This is a genomic window from Methylocaldum sp. GT1TLB (assembly GCF_051027445.1).
Taxonomy (GTDB): domain Bacteria; phylum Pseudomonadota; class Gammaproteobacteria; order Methylococcales; family Methylococcaceae; genus Methylocaldum.
Map to the genome: position 1 here is coordinate 4,930,162 of NZ_CP194898.1, position 21,390 is coordinate 4,951,551.

25 protein-coding genes are annotated in these 21,390 nt (G+C 57.2%); 10 read left to right on the top strand and 15 right to left on the bottom strand.

Features of this window, described 5'->3' with window-relative positions; translation table 11 throughout:
- Window positions 1-60: 60 nt before the first annotated feature.
- From ACR2R1_RS21800 to yegQ, 3 genes are all read right to left on the bottom strand, one after another.
- Complete coding sequence (locus ACR2R1_RS21800; RefSeq protein ID WP_434111907.1) at window positions 61-627, bottom strand: cob(I)yrinic acid a,c-diamide adenosyltransferase; 567 nt, start codon at window positions 625-627, stop codon at window positions 61-63.
- A 2-nt stretch (window positions 628-629) separates the two neighbouring features.
- Complete coding sequence (rraA, locus tag ACR2R1_RS21805; protein ID WP_077731177.1) at window positions 630-1,115, bottom strand: ribonuclease E activity regulator RraA; 486 nt, start codon at window positions 1,113-1,115, stop codon at window positions 630-632.
- Window positions 1,116-1,218: 103 nt separating this feature from the next.
- Window positions 1,219-2,565: a tRNA 5-hydroxyuridine modification protein YegQ gene (yegQ, locus tag ACR2R1_RS21810; protein WP_077731178.1), complete on the bottom strand. Its 1,347-nt coding sequence runs from the start codon at window positions 2,563-2,565 to the stop codon at window positions 1,219-1,221.
- Between the two features lie 92 nt (window positions 2,566-2,657).
- Between yegQ and cysM the strand changes: the two genes are divergently transcribed.
- The 3 genes from cysM to ACR2R1_RS21825 are packed head-to-tail and all read left to right on the top strand — an operon-like array spanning window position 2,658 to window position 5,396.
- The gene (gene cysM / locus ACR2R1_RS21815) at window positions 2,658-3,548 is read left to right on the top strand and encodes a cysteine synthase CysM (RefSeq protein ID WP_434111909.1); all 891 of its coding nucleotides are present in this window, start codon (window positions 2,658-2,660) and stop codon (window positions 3,546-3,548) included.
- A 2-nt stretch (window positions 3,549-3,550) separates the two neighbouring features.
- The gene (gene rlmD, locus ACR2R1_RS21820; protein ID WP_434111912.1) at window positions 3,551-4,885 is read left to right on the top strand and encodes a 23S rRNA (uracil(1939)-C(5))-methyltransferase RlmD; all 1,335 of its coding nucleotides are present in this window, start codon (window positions 3,551-3,553) and stop codon (window positions 4,883-4,885) included.
- 7 nt (window positions 4,886-4,892) lie between these two features.
- Entirely contained in the window at window positions 4,893-5,396 is a 504-nt protein-coding gene (locus ACR2R1_RS21825) for a L,D-transpeptidase family protein (RefSeq protein ID WP_434111915.1), read from the top strand.
- Between the two features lie 191 nt (window positions 5,397-5,587).
- Here ACR2R1_RS21825 and dtd read toward each other — a convergent pair whose 3' ends face one another.
- From dtd to ACR2R1_RS21850, 5 genes are all read right to left on the bottom strand, one after another.
- Window positions 5,588-6,043: a D-aminoacyl-tRNA deacylase gene (gene dtd, locus ACR2R1_RS21830; protein ID WP_434111918.1), complete on the bottom strand. Its 456-nt coding sequence runs from the start codon at window positions 6,041-6,043 to the stop codon at window positions 5,588-5,590.
- 2 nt (window positions 6,044-6,045) lie between these two features.
- On the bottom strand, window positions 6,046-6,369 hold the full coding sequence (locus tag ACR2R1_RS21835) for a rhodanese-like domain-containing protein (RefSeq protein WP_434111920.1): 324 nt from the start codon (window positions 6,367-6,369) through the stop codon (window positions 6,046-6,048).
- Between the two features lie 135 nt (window positions 6,370-6,504).
- Complete coding sequence (sucD, locus tag ACR2R1_RS21840; protein ID WP_434111922.1) at window positions 6,505-7,395, bottom strand: succinate--CoA ligase subunit alpha; 891 nt, start codon at window positions 7,393-7,395, stop codon at window positions 6,505-6,507.
- 6 nt (window positions 7,396-7,401) lie between these two features.
- The gene (gene sucC, locus ACR2R1_RS21845) at window positions 7,402-8,571 is read right to left on the bottom strand and encodes an ADP-forming succinate--CoA ligase subunit beta (protein ID WP_434111924.1); all 1,170 of its coding nucleotides are present in this window, start codon (window positions 8,569-8,571) and stop codon (window positions 7,402-7,404) included.
- 105 nt (window positions 8,572-8,676) lie between these two features.
- Window positions 8,677-9,642, bottom strand: coding sequence for an HpcH/HpaI aldolase/citrate lyase family protein (locus ACR2R1_RS21850; RefSeq protein WP_077731183.1), 966 nt, complete (start codon window positions 9,640-9,642; stop codon window positions 8,677-8,679).
- A gap of 451 nt (window positions 9,643-10,093) precedes the next feature.
- Between ACR2R1_RS21850 and ACR2R1_RS21855 the strand changes: the two genes are divergently transcribed.
- The 5 genes from ACR2R1_RS21855 to ACR2R1_RS21875 all read left to right on the top strand — a co-directional run bounded on the left by ACR2R1_RS21855 (window position 10,094) and on the right by ACR2R1_RS21875 (window position 14,075).
- Entirely contained in the window at window positions 10,094-10,960 is an 867-nt protein-coding gene (locus ACR2R1_RS21855; protein ID WP_434111927.1) for a hypothetical protein, read from the top strand.
- Window positions 10,961-11,214: 254 nt separating this feature from the next.
- The gene (gene pip, locus ACR2R1_RS21860) at window positions 11,215-12,165 is read left to right on the top strand and encodes a prolyl aminopeptidase (RefSeq protein ID WP_434111929.1); all 951 of its coding nucleotides are present in this window, start codon (window positions 11,215-11,217) and stop codon (window positions 12,163-12,165) included.
- A complete protein-coding gene (locus ACR2R1_RS21865) occupies window positions 12,162-12,746 on the top strand; it encodes a UbiX family flavin prenyltransferase (protein ID WP_133716617.1) in 585 nt (194 codons plus the stop codon). Before pip ends, ACR2R1_RS21865 begins: the two co-directional genes overlap by 4 nt.
- A 129-nt stretch (window positions 12,747-12,875) precedes the next feature.
- Complete coding sequence (locus ACR2R1_RS21870) at window positions 12,876-13,574, top strand: hypothetical protein (protein WP_156879571.1); 699 nt, start codon at window positions 12,876-12,878, stop codon at window positions 13,572-13,574.
- Between the two features lie 141 nt (window positions 13,575-13,715).
- Complete coding sequence (locus ACR2R1_RS21875; protein WP_077731188.1) at window positions 13,716-14,075, top strand: hypothetical protein; 360 nt, start codon at window positions 13,716-13,718, stop codon at window positions 14,073-14,075.
- A 70-nt stretch (window positions 14,076-14,145) separates the two neighbouring features.
- Here ACR2R1_RS21875 and pqqE read toward each other — a convergent pair whose 3' ends face one another.
- The 7 genes from pqqE to ACR2R1_RS21910 form a co-directional block, all read right to left on the bottom strand.
- Window positions 14,146-15,276 carry a pyrroloquinoline quinone biosynthesis protein PqqE gene (gene pqqE / locus ACR2R1_RS21880; RefSeq protein WP_156879572.1) on the bottom strand — a complete coding sequence of 377 codons (1,131 nt, stop codon included), beginning with the start codon at window positions 15,274-15,276 and terminating at the stop codon, window positions 14,146-14,148.
- Window positions 15,245-15,526, bottom strand: coding sequence for a pyrroloquinoline quinone biosynthesis peptide chaperone PqqD (gene pqqD, locus ACR2R1_RS21885; protein WP_133716621.1), 282 nt, complete (start codon window positions 15,524-15,526; stop codon window positions 15,245-15,247). Before pqqD ends, pqqE begins: the two co-directional genes overlap by 32 nt.
- Window positions 15,527-15,530: 4 nt before the next feature.
- The gene (pqqC, locus tag ACR2R1_RS21890; RefSeq protein WP_077731191.1) at window positions 15,531-16,256 is read right to left on the bottom strand and encodes a pyrroloquinoline-quinone synthase PqqC; all 726 of its coding nucleotides are present in this window, start codon (window positions 16,254-16,256) and stop codon (window positions 15,531-15,533) included.
- An 8-nt stretch (window positions 16,257-16,264) separates the two neighbouring features.
- A complete protein-coding gene (pqqB, locus tag ACR2R1_RS21895) occupies window positions 16,265-17,179 on the bottom strand; it encodes a pyrroloquinoline quinone biosynthesis protein PqqB (protein ID WP_133716623.1) in 915 nt (304 codons plus the stop codon).
- 100 nt (window positions 17,180-17,279) lie between these two features.
- A complete protein-coding gene (pqqA, locus tag ACR2R1_RS21900) occupies window positions 17,280-17,354 on the bottom strand; it encodes a pyrroloquinoline quinone precursor peptide PqqA (RefSeq protein ID WP_077731218.1) in 75 nt (24 codons plus the stop codon).
- A 148-nt stretch (window positions 17,355-17,502) separates the two neighbouring features.
- Entirely contained in the window at window positions 17,503-18,252 is a 750-nt protein-coding gene (locus ACR2R1_RS21905; RefSeq protein ID WP_077731193.1) for a HesA/MoeB/ThiF family protein, read from the bottom strand.
- 135 nt (window positions 18,253-18,387) lie between these two features.
- Complete coding sequence (locus ACR2R1_RS21910) at window positions 18,388-18,993, bottom strand: TetR/AcrR family transcriptional regulator (RefSeq protein WP_086135292.1); 606 nt, start codon at window positions 18,991-18,993, stop codon at window positions 18,388-18,390.
- Window positions 18,994-19,288: 295 nt separating this feature from the next.
- On the opposite strand from ACR2R1_RS21910, the gene ACR2R1_RS21915 reads away from it, so the two are divergent.
- Entirely contained in the window at window positions 19,289-19,618 is a 330-nt protein-coding gene (locus ACR2R1_RS21915) for a DUF2782 domain-containing protein (protein ID WP_077731195.1), read from the top strand.
- Window positions 19,619-19,782: 164 nt separating this feature from the next.
- Complete coding sequence (gene gshA, locus ACR2R1_RS21920) at window positions 19,783-21,360, top strand: glutamate--cysteine ligase (protein WP_156879573.1); 1,578 nt, start codon at window positions 19,783-19,785, stop codon at window positions 21,358-21,360.
- Window positions 21,361-21,390 lie beyond the last annotated feature (30 nt).

Sequence of the window (21,390 nt, forward strand, 5' to 3'; positions counted from 1 at the left end):
GGCGTGTGGGTAATTTCTGACTAAGAGGGTGGGAGATTCTTACATTTTAGGCAAGCCGAATCAATGTGGCGGCTGCGGAGCGGGACGACGAGGCTGCCACAGCGTTTCCGTTCCGTCGCCCTGCCGAGCCAAGATACGCGCGACCACGAACAAGAAGTCCGATAGACGGTTGAGATAGGCGAGGGCAAACGTATCTACAGGCTCTGCTTTTCCCAGCGAAACCAGCACCCGTTCGGCCCGGCGGCAGACGGCACGGGCGACATGGCAATGTGCCGCGGGCGGATTTCCGCCGGGCAATATGAAATTCTGCAACCAAGGCAGTTGGTTATTGAAATGATCCAACCACTGTTCCAGCCAGTCGATATGACTTTGGTCGATGGAGCGGCGTCCGGGAATGCACAAGTCTCCGCCAAGGTCGAATAGAACTTGTTGAACTTCGGTCAGGCAGTCCGCCACCTTGGGCGGTGCGGTATAAGCTAGGACCAATCCGATATGACTGTTGAGTTCGTCGAGCGCGCCATAGGCCTCGACGCGCGGGGCATCCTTGTCGACGCGGGTTCCGTCGCCGAGCCCGGTAGTGCCCTTGTCGCCGGTCCGCGTATAGATCTTGGTGAGTCGGTGTCCCATGGTCAGGCCAACTGATCCTCGGTCACGACGATGCCGTCTTCGTCGGCGTAGACGTAATAACCGGTCCTGAAATTGATGCCGGCAAAAGTGACGAGGATGTCCCGATCACCGCCGCCTTTTTTGTGGCTTTTCAAAGGATGGGTATGCAGCGCCCGGATGCCGATGGGTAGCCGGTTGACTTCCACCGAGTCCCGGATACAGCCGTAGACGATGATGCCCTGCCAGCCGTTGTCGCAGGCGAGCCTGGCTAGATTGCTCCCAAGCAAGGCGCAGCGGTGGGAACCGCCTCCGTCGACGACGAGAACCCGGTCCTCGACCTTCTCTTCGAGCACCGCTCGAAGCAGGATATTATCCTCGAAGATCTTGAGCGTCGTGACGCGACCGCTGAAGGCGCTTTTGCCGCCGAAAGGGCGAAACATCGGTTCGGCGATCTGCAAATGATGAGTGCCGGAGTATCGATCGCAAAGATCGGGGGTGGTAAACGTCATAAGCAGTCTCCGCACGGTAAGATTCAGGAGGCGTTATGATACCCGACCGAGCTTTGCGGGTGGACCATTAGAGGAGGCCGCCTTTCCGAAGCTTACAGGAAGCTTACAGATACCGGGCGATCAATCCGTTACGGCAATCGCCGACCGGCACCGGTATCCTGACGTTATAGCCGCCGCCCGGTGCTTCCTGCATGGGGTTGCCGCGTTCGTCTTCCATGTGCTGCAACACGATGTCGCGGTTGCCCTGCGGCAGAATCAGTTCGAGCCGGTCGCCCACGGCAAATTTGTTTTTCACCAAGACGGCCGCGAGTCCGGAGTTCTCGTCGAAATCGGCGATTTCCCCCACGAATTGCTGGCGGTGGCTTTCCGAATGGCCGCGGATGTAGTTTTGATAGTCTTGGGTGTGGTGGCGCACGTAAAAGCCGTCGGTATAGCCGCGCTGTGCCAGGTTTTCCAGCACGCCTAGCAGCGTGGGATCGAATTTCCGCCCGGCCAGGGCGTCGTCGATCGCTTGCCGGTAGACCTGCGCGGTGCGCGCCACGTAATAGTAGGATTTGGTGCGCCCTTCGATCTTGAAGCTGTCGACGCCCAACGCCACCAGGCGCTGCACGTGCTCCACGGCGCGCAGGTCCTTCGAGTTCAGAATATAGGTGCCGTGCTCGTCCTCCATGACCGGCATGAGCTCGCCCGGCCGCGTTTCTTCTTCGAGAAAATAGACCTGGTCGGCCAAGGGATGGCGGGCCTGATCGCCGCAAGCGGAGAGATTTTGATTGAGGTCGGACAGCGACAGGCGGAGCTGTCCGGGAATGTAATCGCCTTCGGCGTTTTCTTCCGCCGGCGCCAAATCGTACTTCCAGCGGCAGGCGTTGGTGCAGGTGCCCTGGTTCGGGTCGCGGTGATTGAAATAACCGGACAGCAGGCAGCGTCCCGAGTAGGCAATACATAGGGCGCCGTGCACGAACACTTCGAGCTCCATGTCCGGGCACTGTTGCCGGATTTCTCCGATTTCATCCAGGGAAAGCTCGCGCGACAGAATGATCCGCTCGATCCCGACCGATTTCCAGAAGCGCACCGCCGCGTAGTTGAGCGTATTGGCCTGGACCGAGAGATGGATAGGCATGTCCGGCCATGCCTCCCGGGCCAGCATGATCAAGCCGGGATCGGCCATGATGAGGGCATCCGGCCCCATGGCGACGATCGGCGCCAAATCCTTGATGAAGGTCTTGACCTTGGCGTTGTGCGGGAGGACGTTGGTCGCGAGATAGAAGGATTTGCCCTGTTCATGAGCCTCGGATATGCCCATTGCGAGATTCCTTTCCAGGAAATCGTTGTTCCGAACCCGCAGGCTGTAGCGCGGCAGGCCGGCGTAGACCGCATCGGCGCCGTAGGCGAAGGCATAATGCATGTTCTTGAGGGTGCCTGCCGGAGACAGCAATTCGACTTTTTGCATGGCACAAAACGTGAAATGGTAAAATTTGAACTTTTCCTATTATCCCATAGTTGAGCGTATCGCTCAGGAATATCAACCTCTCGAGAACGGACATGATTTTTCCCACCATCGAATCCTTTGTCGGAAATACGCCATTGGTCAGATTGCAGCGTCTTCCGGGCGAGACGAGCAATACCATTCTGGCGAAGCTGGAAGGCGATAATCCCGCGGGATCGGTGAAGGACCGGCCGGCGATCAGCATGATCAAGCGCGCCGAAGAGCGCGGCGAGATCAAGCCGGGCGATCGGCTGATCGAAGCCACAAGCGGCAACACCGGCATCGCCCTGGCGATGGCGGCGGCCATCAAAGGTTATCGGATGACCCTGATCATGCCGGAAAACATGAGCGTAGAGCGGCGCGCCGTGATGAAAGCATTCGGCGCCGAAATCATCCTGACGCCCGCCGAAGGCAGCATGGAAGCGGCCATCGATCTGGCGCGGGACATGGAGCGAAAGGGTGAAGGTCGAATCCTCGATCAGTTCTCCAATCCGGATAATCCGCGCGCCCATTACGAAGGCACCGGCCCGGAGATCTGGCGCGACACGCAGGGCACGGTGACCCACTTCGTCAGCTCGATGGGAACCACCGGCACCATCATGGGTACGTCGACGTTTTTGAAAGAGAAAAATCCGTCCGTCCAGATTATCGGTGTACAGCCCAAGGACGAAGCCAAGATTCCCGGCATACGTCGCTGGCCCAAGGAGTACCTGCCGAAAATCTGCGATTTCAGCCGGGTCGATCGCATCATGGACGTAACGCAAGAAGAGGCGGAGGAAACGACTCGCCAATTGGCGGCGCGCGAAGGCATTTTTGCCGGCATCTCGTCCGGCGGCGCGGTGTCGGCGGCCCTGCGCCTGTCGAAAGAGGTCGAGAACGCGGTGATCGTCGTCATCATCTGCGACCGCGGCGACCGCTATCTGTCCACCGGCGTATTTCCGGACTGACCATGGCCGCACGAGCACGCAAGAAAAACCTTCCCCAGGAAGCTTTCCGGGCACACATCGATTCCTTCGCTCATGACGGACGGGGCGTCGCCCGCGTCGAAGGCAAGGCCGTTTTCATCGACGGCGCGCTGCCGGGCGAGGACGTGACCTTCGTCTATACGTCCGTTCGCCGCGATTATGCCGAAGGCAAGGTCGAGGAGGTCATAACGCCGGCACCGGGACGGGTTCAACCCCGTTGTCCTAGCTTTGGCGTCTGCGGCGGTTGTAGCTTTCAACATCTGACCGACGCGGCGCAGATCGAAGAAAAGCAAAAGCTTTTGGCGGATCAGTTCCGGCGCATCGGCAAAATCGACGAGGTGCCGCTGTGGCCGCCGTTGACCGGCCCCCACTGGGGTTATCGCCACAAGGCCCGTCTCGGCGTGAAATACGTGCCGAAGAAAGGGCGGGTGCTGGTCGGATTTCGCGAACGCTCCAGCCCCTACATCGCCGATCTGGAGTTCTGCCCCGTTCTGCATCCGAAAGTGGGCGAGCGGCTCCGCGATTTGTCGGAATTGATCGGTTCGCTGAGTATCAAGGATAGGCTTCCGCAGATCGAGGTCGCCGTGGGCGATGAACGCACCGCGCTGGTGTTTCGTATCCTCGATGATGCGTCCCCGGACGATCTGGAGCGGCTGAAGGCGTTCGGCGCGCGCTTCGAGTTCGACGTTTATGTGCAGCGGCAGGGTCCCGATTCGATCGTCCCGCTTTATCCGGAGCATCCGCCGATGCTGAGCTATTCGCTGCTGAATCAGGGCATTGAGTTCCGGTTCAAGCCCACCGAGTTCACCCAGGTCAACATCGACATCAACCGCAAGATGGTCGATCGCGTGATGGCAGTGCTCGATCCGGCGCCCGGCGAATCGGTGCTCGACCTTTTTTGCGGAATCGGCAACTTCACCTTGCCGATCGCCAAGCGTGCGAGCCGGGTCGTCGGTGTCGAAGGCAGTTCCGAATCGGTGAAACGCGCCCGCCAGAATGCGGAAGCCAATGGTCTCGGCAATGTCGAGTTTCATGTCGCCGATCTGAGCCAAGCCCTGAACGATGCCGAATGGGCGACTCGGCGTTACGACAAGATATTGCTCGATCCCTCCCGAGCGGGTGCCGAAGAGGTTTTGTCCTATGTGCCGCGCTGGGGCGCGCGCCGTATCGTCTACGTTTCGTGCAATCCCTCCACGTTGGCGAGGGATGCCGGCATCCTGGTTCACCAGCACGGCTACCGTCTGATTCGCGCGGGCGTTATGGATATGTTTCCGCAGACGGCACACGTGGAATCCATCGCGCTCTTCGAGAAGGCGTAGAGGCACCGTGGGCGACGACCGGCCTGACCCGCCGTTCTACCTTCGGGTCAGTATTCCCCGCCAGGAGCTCGATCTTGTCGAGAACGGCGAGGTGATCCGCACCTGGCCCGTTTCCACCGCCAAGAACGGTCCCGGCGAACGCATGGGCAGCGGCTGCACTCCGCGCGGCTGGCATTGTATCCGGGCCAAGATCGGAACCGGTTTGCCGCCCAATACCGTATTCGTCGGACGCCGGCCGACCGGAGAAATTTTCGATTCGAACCTCGCTGCTCAATTTCCTGAAAGGGACTGGATTTTGACCCGCATTCTCTGGCTCGGCGGTCTGGAACCCGGCTTCAACCGCTACGGGGAAGTGGATACGACCTGGCGCTACATCTATATCCACGGCAGCCCCGACGAAGGCGTCAACGGAACCCCGGCCTCCCACGGTTGCATCCGCATGAAGAGTTCGGACGTGGCCGATTTATTCGAGCGGGTGGAAGTGGGAACGCGGGTGTTGATTGAACCGTAGAAGGTAGGGTGGGTTAGGTGCGCATGAGGAGCACTTTTCCATTTACCGCTGAGTTGGAAGCGCACCGTAACCCACCGAAATGGGACGTCAATGCCGCTCCGGTGGGTTACGACGCGCGTCAAGCTTGGAGCAGGTTGATGGCACGACGGGTATGCGCGTCTAACCCACCCTACGAAGCTACAAAGCGGCCATCACTCGGCTGCGGCCGGTGGTACGTTTAGAGTGAAAGTTACCGGTCCGTCATTGACGAGTTCGATCTGCATATTGGCGCCGAACCGTCCGGTTTCTACGGGCGAGTGCCGGGCCCGCACCTTTTCCACGAAATAGTCGAACAGACGTTTTCCGGTCTCAGGATCGGCGGCGGGAGTGAAGCTCGGGCGCATCCCCTTTCGGGTATCGGCTGCCAGAGTGAACTGGGAGACCAGCAAGACCCCGCCGCTCACGTCCGTCACGTTGAGATTCATCTTGTCCTCGGCATCTCCGAAAATCCGGTAACCCAGAATCCGCTCGGCCAGACGGTCCGCTTGAGCTTCCGTATCGCCCCGTTCGACGGCGATCAAAGCGAGTATCCCCCGGTCTATTTTTCCGACGCTTTCGCCGGCCACGGTCACTTCGGCCCGCGTCACCCGCTGAATGACGGCGATCACGATCAATACCGCGGCATATCGGGTGCGACTTCCCTAGCCCAGGCATCGATGCCGCCCCGTAGGTTGACGATATCGCTGAATCCTTGGCGCTCCAGATAATCGCCCACCATGCGGCTGCGCATGCCGTGATGGCAGATGACGACAATTTCCTGCGCCGGATCGAGTTCGGCGAGCCGGTAGGGAATATCGTTCATGGGAATGTGTATGCTGCTTTCGATATGGCAGTGGGCGTATTCCTGTGGTTCGCGCACGTCGAGCAGGAGAGGTTTAGGCTCGGCGGTCTCGAGATAGCTTCTAAGTTCCAAGGGCGAGATATCGCGCATCATGATTTCCATACGTATGAAAAAAGCGAATCGGTGCGGTTCTTGCCTCGCCGCACCCTATGTCTCGTAGGTCGGCAATCCCTTGCCGACCCGCTGTGTCGGGAAAGGATTCCCGGCCTGCACTAGGTCACGATCCGATTATTTAACGGCGATGCCATTTTTCTTCATCGCCCGCAGCACGGTTCGGCCGATGTGGGCCGGGTTTCGCGAGACATACAGCCCTAAGGCTTCCATGGCGTCCATTTTGGCGCTGGCCGTGTCGTCTTCGTTGGAAATGATGGCGCCGGCATGCCCCATGCGCCGGCCGGTGGGGGCGGCGATGCCGGCTACGAAGCCGACGACGGGCTTTTTCATATTTTCCTTCGCCCAACGAGCTGCCGCCACTTCCTGGGGGCCGCCAATCTCGCCGATCATGACCACGATTTCGGTTTCGGGATCGGCTTCGAAGGCGCGCAGCACGGTCATGAAGTCAGTGCCGTTGATGGGGTCGCCGCCGATGCCCACGGAAGTGGTGATGCCGAGTCCCAGGGCTGCCATTTGCTCGGTGGCTTCGTAGTTGAGCGTTCCCGAGCGGGAGACGATGCCGATGTTGCCCTTTTTGTAGATGTGCGAGGGCATGATGCCTACCTTGCATTCGCCCGGCGTGATGATGCCGGGAGTGTTGGGGCCGACGATGATCGTATTCTTGCCGGTGCGGTAGCGCTGGAGTCGGATCATGTCGTGCACCGGAACGCCGTCGGCGATGGTCACCGCTACTTTGATTCCTGCATCGACGGCTTCCATCAAGGCGTCGGCGCTGAACGGCGGGGGCACGAATACGGCGGAAACATCGGCGCCGGTGGCGGCCACGGCTTCCGCCACGGTGTCGAATACCGGTAGACCCAAATGAGTGGTGCCGCCCTTGCCGGGCGTAACGCCGCCGACGACATTGGTGCCGATTTTCATCGCGTCTTCGGCATGGAAGGTGGCGTGTTCGCCGGTGAAGCCTTGGAAGATGACCTTGGAGTTTTTGTTAACGAATACGCTCATTGATGCTTACCCTCTCACCGTTTCGACCGCTTTGGCCGCTGCGTCGTCCAGATTTTCGGCGGTAATGAAGGAGAGGCCGGATTCCGCCAGGATCTTGCGGCCTTCTTCCACATTGGTGCCGGCCAGGCGCACGATCAGCGGAACCTTGATCTGGAGGCTGTTGCAGGCTTGGATCAAACCTTTGGCGATCCAGTCGCAGCGGTTGATGCCGGCGAAAATGTTCACCAGGATACACTTGACGTTGGGATCTTCCAGCACGATACGGCAAGCGTTGGTGACTTTTTCGGGAGAGGCGCCGCCGCCGACATCGAGGAAATTGGCCGGACGTCCGCCGTGCAGGGTGATGGCGTCCAAAGAAGCCATGGCGAGACCGGCACCATTGACGATGCAGCCGATGTTGCCGTCGAGCGCGATGTAGTTGAGGCCGTGACCGGAGGCTTCGACCTCTTTCGGGTCTTCCTCGGCCAGGTCGCGCATTTCCGTGACGGCTTTCTGGCGGTAGAGGGCGTTGTCGTCGAAGCTGAACTTGGCGTCGAGCACCATCAGTTTGTCATCGCCGTTCCCGACGATGGCTAGGGGATTGATTTCGGCCTGCAGGGCGTCCTTGTCGCGCATGCAGCGGTAGATGGATTTCATCAGCTTGACGGCTTGCGGCATCAGCTTGCCCTTGAGGCCGATGGCGGTGGCGACTTTACGGCACTGAAAGTCCAGAAGGCCGATTGCGGGGTCGATGACTTCCTTGACGATCTTTTCGGGGGTCGCTTTGGCGACCTCTTCGATTTCCATGCCGCCTTCGCTGGACGCGATGATGGTGATGCGCTGAGAGCCGCGGTCGATCACGAAGCCTAGGTAGAATTCCTTTTTGATGTCGCTGGCTTGCTCGATCCAGACACGCTGGACGATGGAGCCTTCGGAGCCGGTCTGATGGGTGACCAGGTGGGTGCCGATCATGGCATCGGCGGTTTTTTGCACCTCGGCGATGGAGTCGACGACCTTCACGCCGCCCGCCTTGCCGCGGCCGCCGGCATGAATCTGTGCTTTGACGACCCACTTATTGCCGCCGATTTCCTCGGCCACCTGAGCCGCCTGCTGGTCGGAGTAGGCGACGCCGCCAACCGGAACCGGCACACCGTATGATTTCAGCAGTTCCTTCGCTTGATATTCATGGATGTTCACTGATTGCTTTCCTCTCTTCAATGTAGGTCAGGCTGGGCCGGCAGACCGTAACCCGACGATAGGAATGTCGGGTTACGATTCGGTAACCCGACCGACGGAAATCCCCTACGACTGGCGGGCCTCTATTTGTTCAATCTGTCTGACCACATTTTCGGCCATGCGGATCGAAGCAGCATCGATCAGGCGGCCGTCCAGGGACACGGCGCCCTTGCCTTCCTTCGCCGCCTTTTCCATTTCGACCAAGATGCGGCGGGCGCGATTCACTTCCTTTTCGGTAGGGGTAAAGACTTCGTTCGCCAGGGCGATCTGGGACGGGTGAATGGCCCACTTGCCTTCGCAACCGAGAGCGGCGGCACGGCGCGCGGCGACCTTGTAGCCTTCAGGATCGCCGAAATCGCCGAACGGACCGTCGATGGGCCGCAGCCCGTAAGCGCGGCAGGCGGCGACCATGCGGGAAATGCCGAAATGCCACTGATCGCCCCAATGGAAATAACGCTGGCCGTTTTCGTCGGGATCGGTGAGCATGCCATACTCGGGATTGGCTCCGCCAATCTGCGTGGTGCGGGCGCGCACCGACGCGGCGTAGTCGGCCACGCCGAACACCATGGCTTCCATACGCTCGGGGCAGCTTTTCGCGATCTCTTCCACGTTCGCCATGCCCATTGCGGTTTCGATCAATACGTGGATGTTGATGGGCTTGAAGCCTTTATAAGCCTCGATTTGGGACAGCATGGTGGCGACGAAATACACGTCGGCGGCGCTGCCCACTTTGGGGATCAGAATGGTGTCGAGCTTGTCGCCGCAAGCTTCGGCCACTTCTACGAGATCGCGGTAGGCGTAATGGGTGTCGAGTCCGTTGATTCGGATGGAAACGGCGCATTTCGACCAGTCATAGGTATTCAAGGCCTCGATGATGTTGGCCCGCGCCTGCTCTTTATCGTCCGGAGCGACTGCATCTTCCAGGTCGAGAAAGACTACGTCGGCGCCGGATTCGGGCGCTTTTTCCAACATACGCTTGTTGCTGCCCGGAACAGCCAACTCGCTACGGTGTAATCGATTTTTTACGGCCATGTCGTGTCTCTGTATTTTATTTTGGACCAGTGAATGTTGCATCCGGGCGAATATCCGTCATATCCCGATTAAAACAGGCAATGTCTTAAATTCTTATGGATTGATTCGCCGCGGGCAAGGAGCAAGGGAGGGCCAGGCATTCGCTTGGTATTCAGGCGGTCGTCCTCGTGCTCAGCGATATCACGCGGCGATAGCCTGAGCCGTGGCCCCACAAACTGTCTGTTGCAGCCTAACTCGCCATTATAACCGCAAGGCTGTATGTTTCGGCTAGCCCAAGAAAAGCAACGGTCCAAATAGCCACAATTAGCAAAAATAATGAAATAGACTAATTGTTGTATGGAGATTTTTTTGTTAGGATCGTGCCGACATGCAACTTTTTGTTGCTGGCATGCAACGGATTTAGGTTCAACTCGCACGAGGGGGAATAAGAATGATCAAGAAATCGACTGGTATGGCAGCAATGGTTACTGCCGCTGTCGCGGTGGCCGGCTTGGCGCCGCAGCAGGCTATGGCGGAGAGCCACTACAAAGGTACGTCTGCTCAGGCCGATATCGAAAGACGTTTGCAGATGATGGAAGACGAGATGCGCGCGTTGCGTTCGGAATTGGCGAAGGCGCGTTCCGATGCCAAGGCCAATGCGGAACGGATGGACGCGCAGCAGCAGAAGGTCGAACAGCAACTTGCCGAAGCCGAGGAGCATGAGAAAGAGCATCATGATCTGCTCTTCTTCCGCGGCGGTTATGCCAAGATGGAGCATGGCCGTGGCTATAAGACCAGCTCTCCGGAAACGCTGCTAGTTAATACGGAGCCGAACGACAATGATGGCTGGTACGTCGGCGCCGGTTTCGACCATCAGTTGACCGACGATTTCTGGGGTCTGACCGATATCGCCTCGCTAGACGGCGAGGTCATGTTCGAATACAAGAACTTCGGCACCGGTACGAACACTCTAGTTGCCATAGCACAGACCGATCTCGGTAATTTAGGCCGTATCGAAAACAAGATCACCCAGTTCACTCTGACGGCCGCGCCGAAAATCAAGTTCAACAATATGGGCAACTTCAGGCCGTGGATCATTCCGTTCGGTCTGGGCATCCACGTCATCAGCCCGCCGTCCAGCGGCGTAACCGTGCTCAATCCCGGCCTGATGCTGGGCGCCGGTGCCGAATACAAGATCTGGGGCGACCTGTGGGCCGGTCTCGATTTCCGTTATCACTTCACTGGCGATGACTTGGACATCAAAAGCGACAGTGGTGTGCTCAAGGGCGTAGACACCGACGGCCTTACCGCCGGCGCTTATCTCGGTTTCGGCTTCTAAGAGCCTTTCAAGCCGAAAAGAAAAGGGGGATGAGGATCCCCCTTTTTTCTTGCCGAGAAAATACGTCCGATTGTCCGATGCAGGTGTAGAATTTTTCGACATCGTCCGCATCGAAACACGATATGAATATTGCTCTGAAATGCTGCCATCAATCGATGGCGGTTTTGTCTGCGTTCCGGATTGGCAGTTAGGTTCTCCGCTGGTTCATTATTCCGTTACGCCAGGTCCAAATTCCTGCCCGACCTGAGCCTGTCATGAGAATTCTCTACCCCGAAATCGAACCCTACGCGGTCCATCAATTCAAACGGAATAAGCATCAGATCTATGTGGAAGAATGCGGGAATCCCTCCGGAATGCCCGTCGTGTTCTTGCACGGTGGACCGGGTTCCGGCTGCAGGGCTTATCACCGCTCTTTTTTCAATCCCAACAAGTACCGGATTATTCTTATAGATCAGCGAGGCGCTGGGCGTTCGCTTCCCCATGGAGAGCTCCACGGCAACACTACGTCCGACTTGATCCGTGATTTGGAGTATATCCGCCATGCGCTTCGAATCGATCGCTGGTCGGTTTTCGGGGGCTCCTGGGGCGCGACCCTGGCGCTCGTTTATGCGCAGCGCCATTCGTCCAGGATCGCCGGACTGGTGCTTAGGGCGGCGTTTCTGGCCCGCCAGCGCGATATCGAATGGTTCATCGGTTCGGGCGCGGACCGAGTTTATCCGGAGGCATGGGAACGATTTATGGAAAATATCCCGGAGCCTGAGCGGCCTCATTCTTTGTCTTACTTGTATTCATGCCTGACCGGCGATGATGAATTGGCCCAGCGGCGTGCCGCCCGCGCATGGGCGCTGTGGAGCGGCCAGGTCATTGTCGGCAACGAGTTCGACTCATCGGAGTTGAACGAGCATGTATCGTCCGAGGCGGTCAACCAAGCTCGGATCGAACTCCATTATGCCGTGAACAGATATTTCATCCCGGAGAATGCGATTTTGGAGCAATGTGACAGGATTCGTCATTTGCCGGTAATTTTGATCCATGGCCGTCGGGATTTGGTTTGCCCCGTCGAATCGTCGTTCAGTCTTTACAAGCGCCTGCCGAACTCCGAACTGCGCGTTTTGCCGAATGCCGGCCATATCGCTGCCGGCGATGAAATGATCGATGCCTTGGTTACGGCCGCGGATGAAATGGCCGAGCGGTTCGGGTCATGAACGGAAATAAACGCCTGATCATTGCAATGACCGGCGCGACCGGTGCCGTATACGGCTTGCGCCTGCTTCAGGTGCTGCGCGACATCGGGGGATGGGAAACGCACCTGATCGTTTCCTCGGCGGGTGTGCTCAATATCCATCATGAATTGGGCATGAAGCGCGCCGAGGTGTGCGCGTTTGCCGATGTCGTTCACGATGTCAACGATGTCGGAGCCAGCATCGCGAGTGGTGCGTTCAAGACCCACGGCATGATTATCGCGCCGTGCTCGATGAAAACCTTGGCGGCAGTGGCGCACGGATTTTCCGACAACCTGATCTCGCGCGCGGCCGACGTAACACTTAAGGAGCGTCGTCGATTGGTCGTGGTGCCGCGCGAAACGCCGTTGAATTTGGCGCACATCCGCAACATGGCCGCCGTTACGGAAATGGGGGGCATCATCTTCCCCCCGTTGCCGGCGTTTTACGGCAGGGCGAAAACGTTGGCGGCGCTTATCGACGAGACAGTGGGACGGATTCTCGGGTTGTTCGAGATCGAAACCGATGCTCTGTATGAGCCGTGGGAAGGTCTGGGCAAATCATAGTGTGTGACCGCACGCCTACGGCTAGCATGTTCAGGGAAGGAAATAAAAATGAACGACTAAACGAGATTCCAATCGGTTCCTCCATTGCCGCGGGTTGATGGATGAGGCATTTGAAGGGGTATGCAACCAATGGCGGAAAAAATCGATCATAAAAATAGAACTGCTATCGTATTCGGCTCGATAAGGTTGATTTTTTATTTCCTCGCAATTTTCGTTACTTACGATTACCTGGCGAGGTCGAGCCGAGCCGATGCGGAAAACGTTTTCAGCGAAGGGTATTTTGTCGAGTGGCTGCAATATGGCCTGATCATGGTGATCATGTCTCTCTATTTTTTCGGTGCTTGGCGCTTGAAGCACCGTCGGCCTTTGTTTCTGATGCTCGGAATGTTCGCCGTGATCGCTTCGATACGTGAGTGGGACTATTGGTGGGATAGGCAATTGCCGGCAGGCATTTCGCTTTTCGTGTTGCTAATGATTGGCTGGCGTAACCGAAAAGTCTTACCGGAACAGATTTGTACTTTGATTCACTCGGCGCCTTTCGGTTTTCTTTGGTCAGGATTTCTGGCCGTGGCGGTGCTGGCCCAGTTGGTAGGTCACGCCGAGCTGCTGAAACTGGTCATGGGAAGCGATTTTAAGACCGGATATAAGCAAATCATCGAGGAAAGCCTGGAATTGTTCGGCTATTACCTCATATGGTTCGGTACTCTGGAAGCCCTTCTGGCGGCGCGACGGTCGGCGGAGGATTCGGCCAGGTTCGATCACCGGGATTTCGGATCGGGCGGGGTGCTGAAAATCCCGGAAATGAATCGCCTCTACGAGGTATCCTGACGAATCGGCAAAAACGTCGAGACGGCCGTGAAAAGTGGTTTCAACGTATCCGCAAGGCGATTCTGCACGGATAGGTATTGCCGGTACTGGTCTGCTATCGGAGTCTTGATGGATTAACGATCTTGACCGGAAGGAGGTGTTATGAGGATAAGGATTGTCCAGGTCATTGTTCCCGCGCTGCTGGTCGTGCTAGGGGGATGCGCGACGCAGGAAGGGCCACGTCCGCCCAATTGGGCGTATGCCGTGCAGACGGCGGACACACGGGAAGCGCACGAACGGCTCGCGAATCACTATGATGAAATCGCGCAGACGATGCAGGCCGATGCGGATGAAGAGCGCGAGATGCTGATCCAGTATCAGGCTAATCCACACAAGTACGGCAAGCAGATTCTGGATTTGAAAGCGCGTGCCGAAGCCATGATCCGGGATCTGGAAATGGCAGCCCAAGAAAGCCGTCGTTTGGCCGAATATCATCGCCAGTTGGCGGCGGAAAGCCGATAATGCTTCCGGACGGTTTATGTGCTCGGATTCGAACGAGCGTGGCGGTCCGCCCGTTTGAGAGTAATCAGACTTAGCCGCTAAAAGACTTAGAGTTCTTGGTGTTGCGGAACACCATCGGTTTCGTTTCGCCGGTTTCCGCTGCCGAGCGCGCACTGGCGATCGCTTCGAATACGGCATGCCTATGGGGAGATTTGCTGCACACCGGATCGGCGGCGGTCATATCGCCGGTGAAAAGATAGGCCTGGCAGCGACAGCCGCCGAAGTCTCGGGTCTTTTCCGGGCAAGACCGGCAAGGCTCCTTCATCCAATCGTATCCGCGAAATTTGTTGAAGGCATCGGAGTGTAGCCAAATGTCGCGTACGCTCATATCGCGTACGTTGGGGCAGTCGAGTCCCGGCAGCGACCGGGCTTCGTGGCAGGGGAGGGCAAGACCGTCCGGAGCGATGGTCAGAAACGTCGTCCCCCAGCCGTTCATGCAGGCCTTCGGCCGATCTTCGTAGTAGTCCGGCACCACGTAGTAAATCTTCATCTTTCCCTTGAGCTTTTCCTTATAGTCCTGGGCAATGGCCTCGGCTTCCTGGAACTGCTCGCGGGTCGGCAGCAGCTGATCGCGATTGAGATGCGCCCAGCCGTAATACTGGGTATTGGCCAGTTCAAGATAATCGGCTTCCAGTTCGACGGCCATCTCGAGAATTTCGCGCATCAGGTGGATGTTCTGGCGGTGGATCACGACGCACAGAACCATGGGGTAGCCGTGCTTCTTGACCAGTCGGGCCACCTCTTTCTTTTGCTCGAACGATTCGGTGCCGGCCAGATAGTTGTTCAGCGTCTTTTCGGGCGCCTGAATACTGACCTGAACGTGATCCAGTCCGGCATTCTTCAGCTCGGCGATCCTGTCCTCGTTGAGCTTATAGCCGGAGGTAATCAGGTTGACGTAATAGCCCAGCTCTCGGGCGTGTCTGACCAGGATAGGCAAGTCCTGGCGCACCAGCGGTTCGCCACCCGACAAGCCGAGTTGCACCGCGCCCATTTCGCGGGCTTCGGAAAATACTCTCAGCCAGTCTTCGGTGTCGAGTTCGTCCTTATGTCTCGCGAAGTCGACGGGATTGGAACAATACGGGCACTGTAGCGGGCAGGTGTAGGTCAGTTCGGCTAATAGCCAGCGCGGACTACTGACGGGGAATTTGTCTGATCCAACCATTATCCAAGGCAGATTGCAGGAGTTCGGAAATGTCGTCCCTTAGACCGGTGGTTTCGAATTTCGTCTCAAGTTCGGAAACGATTGCGTCCAAATCGCGTGTGCCGTCGCACAGCTTGAGGATTTCGGCGGCGGGCAGGTTTAACTCGACCAGGCCCTCGGGATAAAGGATCACGTAACGCTGTTGGGCTTCTTCCCATTGCAGTCGATGCAGGGGCGAGAAGGCAAAAAGGCTTTGGGCGTCTAAGGCCATGGTTTCAAGGCTTGATATTGAAGTAGGGCGGCTTGTTTTCGATATAGGCCAAGTACATCGCGTCAAGCATGCTCCACAGAATGTCCAGCTTGAGCTGGAGGATTTCCAGGGCGCGCTCCTGTTGCTCGCGAGTCTTGAAATAGTCCAGTGTGATGGCGAGGCCGTGTTCCACATCGCGGCTGGCCTGACTCACCCGTTTCCGGAAATAGGCGAGTCCATCCTGGTCGATCCACGGATACAGGTCGGGCCAGCCGGACAAGCGCTGCTTGTGAATGGTCGGCGCGAACAGCTCGGTCAGTGACGAACAGGCCGCTTCCTGCCAGGATGCCTGGCGGGCGAAATTGACATAAGCGTCCACGGCAAAGCGGACGCCGGGCAATACGTGCTTTAGCGACCAGAGTTCGTCTCGGGGGATGCCTACAGCAATACCGAGTCGCGTCCAGGCTTCGATGCCGCCGGCATCGTCGCCCCAGCCGTCGTGATCGTGTATCCGCTGAATCCACTGGCGTCGGGTTTCGCGATCGGGGCAATTCGCCAGAATGGCGGAGTCTTTGACCGGGATCTTGATTTGGTAATAGAAGCGATTCGCAACCCACCCTTGAATTTGCTCTTTGCTGAGCTTGCCGTCAGCCATGAGCACATGGTAGGGATGGTTAATATGATAATACGCCTCTTTCTCGCGCAATTTGGCTTCGAATTCTTCTCGGGTCCAAGGTGTCGGTTCGCTCATGGTGTTTCTCACAGGTCGATTTCCATGCCGTCGCAGGCAACTTCGATGCCCGCTTCGGTAAGGGTTTTTCGCTCCGGCGAATCTTCGTCCAAGATCGGGTTGGTATTATTGATGTGAATCAAAATCTTCCGTGCTTTGGGTGCATTTTTCAGCACTTCGATCATGCCGTCCGAACCTGATTGGGGTAAATGTCCCATGTCGCGGGCAAGCTTATCGCAAATTCCGGCACGGCCCATCTCATCCTCCTGCCAGAACGTGCCGTCGACCAGCATGCAGTCGGCCTGCTGCATGGCCGCGAACACGTGAGGTTCTATTTCTCCGAGTCCCGGCGCGTAATAAAGTTTCTTGCCCGAAGATATCTGCTCGATGATGACCCCGATGTTGTCGCCTTCGTGCGGATCGTGCCGATGAGGCGAATAGGGCGGTGCCTTGCTTTTCAGCGAATGGGTGTAGAACTTCAGGTCGTGAATCCCGGGAATCGCGAAGCCGCTACCGTCCAGAGGCGTGCTATGGTGGTTGACTCCGCAGTAGTGCTCCAGCATCTTAAATACAGGGAATCCCGTCGACAGGTCCTGTTTCACCATCTCGCTGCAATAAATGTCCAAAGGTCGAGTGGACTCGCGCAGCATCAACAGTCCCGTGGTGTGATCGATTTGGCTGTCGATCAGGACGATGGCCTTGATACCGCTGTCACGGATGCCGTGCCTTGGATGGACGGCCTGAAAGGCTTCCAGTTGAGTGCGGATGTCGGGCGACGCATTGAAAAGCACCCAATTCTCGTTGTCGCTGCTGACGGCAATCGACGACTGAGTGCGCGATTTGGCCTTGACTTGGCCTTGGCGAAGCCTGGAGCAGTTGTGACAGTTACAGTTCCACTGCGGGAAACCGCCGCCCGCGCCGGCGCCCAACACTCGGACTTTCATTTCGATCTTTGCTAAGCAAAAGAGCTTCCGATGAGCCCTTTAAATGAAAAACGGGGCTCTACATTGCTGCGGAGCCCCGTTCAGGGATTCAACCGGCGAATTAGCGGTTGTAGATGTACATCGTGACTTCGAAGCCAAAGCGCAGGTCTTTGTAGCTCGGTTTTTCCCATCTCATTTCGGATTACCTCCAAAAAAGTGATTTATTGCTTTAGTTTGGAATGGCTTGTAAAGCTCGCGGCAAAGTATACGTATCCGATTTTTGGAAAGCAACGGGAGTTATTCCTATTTCTCGAAGGGAAATCAGTAGAAGCCCGCTGGATTGCTCAAGCCGATCCAGCGCAAGTCGGGCATCTGGGATTTCTTTTCAAGATCATTTGATTCCACTCCATGCTCAGCGCATCGAGCAATAAAAGTCGTCCCACCAAGGGTTCGCCGACGCCCGTGAGGAGCTTGATGGCCTCCAGGGCCTGGAGGCTGCCGATGATTCCGGGCAGAGGGGCAAGCACGCCGGTTTGCACGCAGCTTTCCGCAAGTTCGCCGTGATCGGCGTACAAGCAGTTGTAACAGGGGTTGTTTCCGACGCCCGGAGTGAATACGGCCAGTTGTCCCTCGAAGCGGATCACCGCTCCGGAAACCAGCGGCGTTCGCGTTCTTACGCAAGCGGCGTTGACGGCGAAACGGGTGGTGAAGTTATCCGAGCAATCCAGCACCACGTCGGCCCGAGCGATTTCCTGCTCCAATTGTGCCCCCTCCAAGCGGGATGTGAGTTCGGTGACTCTCACATCGGGGTTTAGCCGTTCGAGGGCTTTACGCGCCGAAACCGCCTTAGGTTCTCCGATGTTCTCCGTGCCGTGCGCGATCTGGCGCTGAAGGTTGGATATTTCCACGACATCGTAGTCGTTCAGCGCCAGGCTGCCGACCCCGGCGGCGGCCAAATACATGGCGGCGGGCGAGCCGAGACCGCCGAGACCGATAATCAATGCCCTGGAATCCAGCAGCTTTTCCTGGCCCTCGACGTCGATCTGAGGCAGCAGTATCTGTCGGCTATAACGCAAAAGTTGATTGTCGTTCATCGTTCGGCGGTAGAGACTATTCGGAAAAGTAAACCAGTTTACCGGCAAAAATCCTTCGCCGCATGGGGCGAGGATAAAACGAATTAGTCTTGCGATCGGGGGGGGCTTGCCGATCAGCGTTCTAGAGTCCGTGAACTAATTTTGCCGCATCCAGCCGGATAAAAAGTTTCGGATCAGCGAAGTCGTCAGTTTCTCGGCATCGGGAAGACCGGCGATGTCCAGCTTATCGGTAAGCGCCAAGGTGCAGACGCCGTGCACGCCTCCCCAAAGCGCTCGAGCGGCCAGTGCGACTTCCGTCGGATTTCGGGCCGGACCGAGTCGGGCGAGACATTTTTCGACCCGATCGAACAGGGCGAGAACATGGTTGCGGTACCAGCCGGGCGAAGCGGTTGCCGTGGGCGATCCGCGTCCGAAAATCAGGTCCCAGCGTCCCCTGTGTGACGCGGCGAAGCGGAGATAAATGCGGCCCAGTTCCACCAGTACAGCTTCGGTATCGTTTTTCTCAGCCGTAGCTTGGTCGAGTTCGAGGGCTAATTCGGCCAAGGTCCGGGCGTTCACCCGGAAAATCAAGTCGTCCAGGTTCTCGAAAATCAAATAGAGGCTGCCTGCGGTATAGCCGATTTCGTTCGCGATCTTGCGTGTGCTGAGACCTGCCGCGCCTTCCCGCTCGACGATGGCTTCCGCTGCTTTTAAAGCCATTTCGCGAATTTCGTCGCGGCTATGATCGCTTCGTCTGGCCATGGCGAATATCCTTGCTCGATTCCGGGAATTTAGCCAAACCGCGTCGGTCCCTTAGATGAGGACAGCTGATTGACTCCATCCCAGCCTAACTCGGTGCGGATGGAACGGTATGCAGAGTTGACGATTATCATCGCGAACATGTGATGTGCCAGGTAGTTTCTTGAGCCATGGGATTAACCGAGCTCTCGATCGTTCGATTATCGGCAGGACGTCTGGCCATGTAATCGGATTTCTCGATCCGATATGTACTATCATTGGCAAATCTCAAAACCCAGTCCTTTCAGCAGGATTCATCATGCTACGGATTATTTCGCTTTGTCTTTTGGTTGTCGCAGCCTCCGCCCAAGCGCAGGGTGAACTCGCTCCGGTGCCCGAGCCGCCGGATATTCCGCCGCAGGTCGAGAGCGGTGAGCCCTTGGAGCCGGATGTCACGATTATCCGGCGGGGCAAGGACACTATCGAAGAATACCGGATCAATAATCGGCTTTACATGGTAAAGATCAAGCCAGCGATCGGTCCGGCCTATTATCTGCTCGACACCGATGGCGACGGTAATATGGACGTACGGCGCAGCGATTTGGAGGATGACATGCGGATTCCGCAATGGGTGCTGTTCAGTTGGTGAGGCTCCTTTAAACCGAGATAGCGGTTTACTGTACAGGCCGATCGCGCTTCTCTGATAGAATGAAAATGGATTCGGGTGTTTTGTAGTCCGTCGAATCCGGATTTCCATTCCGCGATTTCACGAGTCATCCCGCCTTTAAGAACAACACCAAGGATTATTCGCGCTTGAGCCAAAGCATAGACTCCCGGCTTAACCAGCTTATTCATACCGGCCAACAACATCTGCTGAGGAACGGCCTCAAAGGGCTGGAGAAGGAAAGCCTCCGGCTTGCGGCCGACGGCGTCATCGCGCATACGCCGCATCCGATGGGAGTAGGATCGGCGCTGACTCATCCTTATGTCACCACGGATTATTCCGAGGCGCTGATCGAGCTGATTACGCCACCCTATGCCGACCCGGCGGAAGCGCTGCGGTTTCTTAAAGACCTGCATACCTTCATATACCGCAATCTGGGAGACGAGATCTTACTCGCGACTTCCATGCCCTGCGGCGTGACCGGTGACGAAAGCATCCCCATTGCCGAATACGGAACCTCCAATATCGGTCGGATGAAACACATTTACCGGCGCGGACTCGCCTATCGCTACGGGCGGATGATGCAGGCCATTGCCGGCGTTCATTTCAATTATTCGGTCAACGAAGCGTTATGGCCGGTCCTGTGCGAGTTGGAAGGCGGGGCGGACTCCTTGTCCAGCTTTATCGCAGGCAACTATTTCGGCATGGTGCGCAACGTTCATCGCTACGGGTGGTTAACAATCTATTTGTTCGGCGCCTCTCCGGCATTCGCCAAGTCGTTTTTCAACGGACGAGAGCATCTTGCGTCCAGATTTTCGGAGTTCGACGCCCGAACGCTTTTTCGCCCCTATGCGACTTCGCTGCGCATGAGCGATATCGGGTACAAGAACGACAGCCAGGCCGGGCTCGATATCTCTTTTAATAATCTCGACGACTACGTGGCGACTCTCGGCAAGGCCATAGCGACGCCTTATCCGCTTTACGAGAAGATCGGCGTGAAGGTGAATGGAGATTACCGTCAGCTGAACGGCAACATTCTCCAGATCGAAAACGAGTATTACAGCGTCATCCGTCCCAAACAAATCGCCGAGTCCGGTGAAAAGCCTACGCTTGCCCTAAAGCGGCGCGGAGTGCGTTATTTGGAGCTTAGATCGCTGGACTTGGAGTGCTTCAGTCCTGCCGGGGCAAACCTGGATCAGCTGCGCTTTCTGGAAATCTTTCTGCTTTTTTGCCTTTTGGAACAAAGTCCCCCACTCGATTCCGCGGAGAAGAGAGAAGTCAGCCAGAACGGCATGGCGGTCGCGTGTTGCGGCCGTACGCCCGGGTTCAAGCTTCGGCGCAAAGGCCGAGAGGTTTTGTTGAAGGACTGGGCGGCGGAAATACTTGAGGCCATGCGCGGCATCGCAGAAATTCTCGATGCGGAAGACGTGTCTAAACCCTACACGCGAAGCCTGGAGGAACAGGCCGCCAAGTTTTTCGATCCCGAACTGACGCCTTCCGCCCGCATGCTGGCCGAAATGAGGGCGAGTGGAGAATCGTTCGAGGAATATGCGCTGCGGATATCGAAGGAGCATGCGAGGGTGTTCCGTGATCGCTTCCTATCCGCCGAGCGAGCCGAATTCTTTCGCCGGCTGACCGACGAATCGCTCGAGGAACAGCAGCAAATGGAAGCTGGCGACAAACTCTCTTTCGACGAATTTTTACACCACTATTTTGCCCAAGCATAATAGGCCCGAGATCGGAGCCTATTCCGCCTG